Here is a 4,669-nt window from a genome sequence, read left to right as displayed (position 1 = left end):
AGCGAATCGCTGACGCATGTGGTGCGCTGGGTGTACTGGTGGAATTCCACGGAAGCAAATCCCGAAGACATCACGGACCAACAAGCATTGCTGGATCTGAACACGGATTTCCGCACGCATGGCATGGCGGCCACGGAAGTGACCGCGCTGGTGGCGGCGTGGCAGGCTGGGGCCATCAGCCAGGACACGCTGTTCGAGCTGTTCCGGCGGTCGGAGATTCTGCCGGATGGGCGGGCGAATGAGGAGGAGAACAAGCTGATTGGGAAGGGCGGGAAAGTGGCAATCCCCCAAAGCTCCGGCGTCAGGGTAGCATGACCACGCGAAAGCCCACCGTGTTGTAGGCTCCATTGGCTTGGCGGCCTTCGCCGATCGAAATGCTGCGGCAACTGGTGCCGTTTGCATACCAGGAGCCGCCACGGATTTCGTTGACGGTCTGGCCTTTTTCGGCACCGTTGCTGGCCACGATGGTGGAGGTGCACCAGTTCCAGACATTTCCTGCCATATCGTAGCAGCCGTAAGCACTTTTGCCGGCCTCGTAAGCCCCGACCGGAGTCGTGTTGCCGCCGCTTGCGTTAAGAGAAGCAAACAGGTCGGTGTAAATAAAGCCAGTGTAGGTTGAATGATTCACCCAGCCTCTAACGGAACCGTTTGCGTTGACGGAAAGAAAGGTGGGCGTGCCTGCAGAGTCGTAGGCGGCGATTTGGTCCACCGTTGTTTTGGTTCCGCAATACTTGGATTTTTGGTGGTTGTAAACCACGGGCAGTTTGGGCTGGCGAGCGAGGCAGAGGGCGGCAATCACGGCGTTGTAGTTGAACTTGGTGGTTAGAGCGCCGTCGTGATACGTGGTGCCCGGATCGTCACCCCACGGGTAAATATAGCCCTGTGGGCCGCGCGCGGCTTTCTCCCACTGGTAGCCGGAAGGGAGGCCCACCTTCCAGCCGGTCTGCTGGCTTACCCACGCGGCGTAGGCGAGAGCCTTGGTGAGCGAGATGTAAACAACGGGGTGATTGGCTTTGCCTGCGGGGTAGACGCCGTTGGTCCAGTAGCTCGGGTAGGCTGAGGAACCGGTCGCATCGAGAAAGGCTTTGTATTCGGCATTGCACACATGGAATTTTCCAATGCAGTACTCCGCGAGGTCAACGTTTGTGGCATTCACGCCCGTGCCGACCGTGAGCTTTCCACCAGGAATATAGACCATCGTCGCGGGAACCTGGACGATGCGGGTGCCATTGGTTACTGGATAAGTGTTCGTCGAAGCCGGGTGCGGTATGGGTTCGCCACTGGCGGCCGAGGTAAGGTGCGGCGTGGCGTTAGCGGCTACGCCCATCAGGAGGATGGGGACAGAAGAAAACACGCGCACAAGCTCAAGGAGCGTAGTGTGGCGCAGGAGGACAAAGGGAAAATGCCTCGTGACTTTCATGAAGGAAGGATACACCTGCGGGTGAGCGATGGCAAGGCTGAAGCGAGCGTGGGGGCTTGGCACGGAGCCTCATCCCCCTCCAAAATGGAGAGGGGGGATTTTTCTTTTTGGGGTTGGTACCCAGGGCGGCGCTCGTGCCTCGCTTGCCCTGGGCTATTATCTCCTTGCCCCGTTGGGGCGGCTTTTGTTTGAGCCGATTAACGTCGGCTGCTACGGGCGTAAAAATACTGTCAAATTATTTTTGAAATATTTTTTGTCACGGAGAGTCGCGGAGAGTCACTCATAGTGTCTGCACTGTCCTAGTTGGAAAAGCGCCACGCCGGAAATTGCAAATATGCCCAGAAAACAGGGTGTAATGTGCGGAAAGGCAGAAGGCAAAAGGCTAAAGGCAGAAGTGAAAACAGAGTCTCCTGACGTCGGCTGCTACAAATTGGTTGAGAGTTGATAGTTGATGGAAGGAACAAAACAAATGGCACTGAAATACAAATACAAATCGAGAGAGGAAATCCCGGCGGAGCACGCTGGATTTTACACCGAACGCGATGGCGCCTGGCACCTGGATGCGGAGGGCGTGGTCGAGAAAACCAAGCTGGATGAAATCCGCGCCAGCAATCTGGCCCTGGCCAAGGAGCGCGATGAGTTGCGGCAACGCTTCGAGGGGATTGACCCGGATGACGTCCGCCGTTTGGCGGATGAAAAACGCAAGCTCGAGGAAACCGCCCAACTCAAGGCGGGCGAGGTGGACAAGGTCGTCGAGAACCGCATCAAGGGGTTGAAGGCGGATTGGGATAAGCAGGTTCTCGGCCTGACCGGGGAGCGGGATGCGCTGAATGCCCGGCTGGTGACGATCCAGATTGACCAGGGCGTGCTCACCACCGCGACCAAACGCGGGCTGCGGCCTACGGCGATCCCGGACATTACGGCGCGGGCGCGCACGGTGTTCCGATTGGCGAATGGGGTGCCCACCGCGTACGAGGCGGATGGCAAGACCGTCCGCTACGGCAAGGATGGCATTACGCCCATGACTTTGGAGGAATGGACCGACCAACAGGTGGCGGAAGCCCCGCACCTGTTTGAATCCAACGCGGGCGGCGGTGGTGGCGGTGCCACTTCCCACTACAGCAACGGCCCCGGTGGGGTCGGTAATCGGTCTGTGAAAAACCCGTTCCGCAAGGAGACGTGGAATCTCACGGAACAAATGAAGTTGCAGAAGAGTGATCCGGGCTTGGCGGCACGGCTGAAAAGCCAAAGCTGAAAGTGGAAAACAGAAAGCAGAAATAAAAACAATCCTGGCGCCGACTAACGTCGGCGGCTACGGAGAAATAAGAAAGGAAACGGAGTAGATTATGAGTAAGACGGCAGTGGCAGATATTATTGTGGCGACCCTGTTCGAGCGGTATGCGGTCGAACGGACGGCGGAGTTGTCCACGTTTGGACAGTGCGGCATTGTGGAGCATGCGCCTGAATTTGACGCCCTGGCAGCGGGCGGAGGGCGCGATGTGAAGATGCCGTTTTGGAAGGACCTGAGCGGGGCGCGGCAGCTCCTGAGTGATTCGGCATCGCTCACGGTGAACAAGATCACCAGCGACCAGGACATTGCGCGCATCCAGAATGATGCGCAGGTGTGGAGTGTGAATCACCTGGCGAAGGTAATTTCGGGCGACGATCCGATGCAGCGGATTGTGGACCTGGTGGCGGAATACTGGGCGCGCACGGATGAGGGCATGGTGGTGTCGTGCCTCAAGGGCATCTTCGCCGCGGCCAGCATGTCTGGAAACAAGCTGACCATTGCCAGCGAATCCATCGCGAGCAAGACGGCCAGCACGGTGCTGAATGGTTCCACATTCGTGGATGCCACGTTGAAGCTGGGGGATCGCAGTGACCGGTTGACGGCGATTGCGATGCACTCGGCCACGGAAGCGGCGCTGCGCAAGCTGGACTTGATTGACTTCATCCCGGACAGCGAGGGGAAAGTGCAGATCAAGACCTTCCAGGGCCGCCGGGTGATTGTGGACGACAATCTGCCGACGCGGGCGGGCACCACGGATGGCGTGGTGTACACGTCGTATTTGTTCGGGCCGGGTGCGTTCGGCAAGGGGACGGCCACGTTGGATTCTGCGCCCTTGCAGGGCGGGTCTGGCACGGAGGGGGTGGAATTGGCCCGGGTGCCGCTGGACAGCGACACGGTACTGATCAATCGGCGCCGGTACATCCTGCATCCGCGCGGGGTGAAGTTCACCAGCGCCAGTGTGGCGGCGGACTCCCCGACCAATGCGGAATTGGAAACCGGGGCGAACTGGGTGCGCGTGTACGAGAACAAGAACGTGCGCATTGTCGCCATCGAGCACAATAACTAAACCAAGGGCGTGCCGGTCATCCGGGCCGGCACGCCGATTCATTGTTTCTATGCAAGGACTATATCCAATCATTCGACGCCTTCGCCGGCCCATGGTGCCGATTGAGAATGTGGCAGCGGCCCCACTGCCGGTTGCAGAAAAGCCGGTGCCGGTGAGCCCGGTGCTTCCGGCGGCTGCGCCTGAGGCGGCTGGCAATGCAACGCAGACTGGCAAGAAAGGAACGCGTGGTGAAGATCCCCAGGGCAACGCGTAAAGGGCGCATTGTTATTCCCGTGCGCAAGGTTTTGCCGTCGCTTGAACAGCGGATGCGGCCAAACGTGATTATTCGCGGGCGGCGCGGGGTGGCGGTCCAGGAGACGGCTCAGGCGATCCTGCCCAATCATGTGGGCGGGCTGGTGCTGTGGCTGGACGCGGGGGCGGGAGCCATGAAGTGCTGGCAGCCAGCGGCCCCTGCGGGGAATGGTTACATTGAATATGGCGTTGGCTCCGAATATTCGGCGGCGGGGTATCTGCACGTCATCCGGATTTACCCGTACCAGATGCGGAATGGGCAAAAGTATTTCTCGCCCAATTATGCGGAGGTGACCGTCCAGGATGACTATTCCTCCAATTATTACACGGTGCATTGGAGCTGGGATGCGGTGCCTGGGGCGGATGGGTATCCGTATTCATGATTTTGAGGATATGCTGCCTGGGTAGCGCTCGCATCCGTGCACTAGGCGAGTAATCGCCGGACCTGTGCCGGATAGTGAACGAGCGCTGAAATCGTTGAAGAATTCGTTGAAGATTAGGACCCTCTATTTTTCCAAAACCCTTGTGCTAAAGCACTTTAGGAATGGAGGCGAGGGTCGGAATCGAACCGACGCATAAGGCTTTTGCAGAGCCCTGCCTT

At 58.7% G+C, this 4,669-nt stretch carries 6 protein-coding genes; 5 read left to right on the top strand and 1 reads right to left on the bottom strand.

Annotation, left to right across the window (positions count from 1 at the left end; all coding sequences use genetic code 11):
* Positions 1 to 315 (top strand): hypothetical protein (locus WCO56_28975; GenBank protein MEI7733633.1); only part of this gene is annotated, 315 nt, incomplete at its 5' end.
* Here WCO56_28975 and WCO56_28970 read toward each other — a convergent pair.
* The gene (locus WCO56_28970; protein ID MEI7733632.1) at positions 302 to 1,420 is read right to left on the bottom strand and encodes a formylglycine-generating enzyme family protein; all 1,119 of its coding nucleotides are present in this window, start codon (positions 1,418 to 1,420) and stop codon (positions 302 to 304) included. The two genes, WCO56_28975 and WCO56_28970, sit on opposite strands and share 14 nt — an antisense overlap.
* 469 nt (positions 1,421 to 1,889) lie before the next feature.
* Between WCO56_28970 and WCO56_28965 the strand changes: the two genes are divergently transcribed.
* The 4 genes from WCO56_28965 (at position 1,890) to WCO56_28950 (ending at position 4,451) form a co-directional block, all read left to right on the top strand.
* On the top strand, positions 1,890 to 2,675 hold the full coding sequence (locus WCO56_28965) for a hypothetical protein (protein ID MEI7733631.1): 786 nt from the start codon (positions 1,890 to 1,892) through the stop codon (positions 2,673 to 2,675).
* 91 nt (positions 2,676 to 2,766) lie between these two features.
* Positions 2,767 to 3,777, top strand: coding sequence for a hypothetical protein (locus WCO56_28960; GenBank protein MEI7733630.1), 1,011 nt, complete (start codon positions 2,767 to 2,769; stop codon positions 3,775 to 3,777).
* Between the two features lie 49 nt (positions 3,778 to 3,826).
* Positions 3,827 to 4,030, top strand: a complete 204-nt coding sequence (locus WCO56_28955) for a hypothetical protein (GenBank protein ID MEI7733629.1) — start codon at positions 3,827 to 3,829, stop codon at positions 4,028 to 4,030.
* Between the two features lie 19 nt (positions 4,031 to 4,049).
* The gene (locus WCO56_28950) at positions 4,050 to 4,451 is read left to right on the top strand and encodes a hypothetical protein (protein MEI7733628.1); all 402 of its coding nucleotides are present in this window, start codon (positions 4,050 to 4,052) and stop codon (positions 4,449 to 4,451) included.
* Positions 4,452 to 4,669 lie beyond the last annotated feature (218 nt).

Source organism: Verrucomicrobiota bacterium (genome assembly GCA_037139415.1).
Taxonomy (GTDB): domain Bacteria; phylum Verrucomicrobiota; class Verrucomicrobiia; order Limisphaerales; family Fontisphaeraceae; genus JBAXGN01.
Note: the sequence above shows the minus strand (reverse complement) of the source record. Positions and strands in the feature narration are given on the sequence as shown.